This is a genomic window from Bacteroides finegoldii DSM 17565 (assembly GCF_000156195.1).
Classification (GTDB): Bacteria; Bacteroidota; Bacteroidia; order Bacteroidales; family Bacteroidaceae; genus Bacteroides; species Bacteroides finegoldii.
Genome location: NZ_GG688336.1, coordinates 31040 through 31472 on the forward strand (window position 1 = coordinate 31040; position 433 = coordinate 31472).

The window sequence follows — 433 nt, forward strand, 5'->3', positions numbered from 1 at the left end:
GTAAAGAACGCCGCTTGGAACTGGCGTTGGAAAATAACCGTTTGTATGATGTACGCCGTGCCTATCTTGCTTATAGTAAACTGCGTAAACGCAGGAAATCACAGGCTCGTATGATTACACGAAGGTTACTTCAGTTATTGGAAAAGTTACTTGACCAGCTGGAGCAGCTTCATTCATCCTACAGGAACAGGCTTGCACTATCCTCTGATTACCAAAGACGTTTCTCGGTCATACAGACAGTCCTTGAGCAAGGGAAGAATTTATTTGCAGGCAAAAAAGTGTCCAACCGTATCGTGAGTATCGACCGGCATTACCTTCGCCCCATTATCAGAGGCAAGGAAACCAAATCCGTTGAATTCGGAGCCAAAGTCAACAATATACAGATAGACGGAATCTCCTTAATAGAACATATCTCCTTTAAGCTTTTAAACGG

1 protein-coding gene is annotated in these 433 nt (G+C 43.4%); it reads left to right on the top strand.

Annotation, left to right across the window (positions count from 1 at the left end):
- A partial coding sequence (locus tag BACFIN_RS22820; protein ID WP_007757754.1) for a RagB/SusD family nutrient uptake outer membrane protein occupies positions 1 to 433 on the top strand: 433 nt, incomplete at both ends.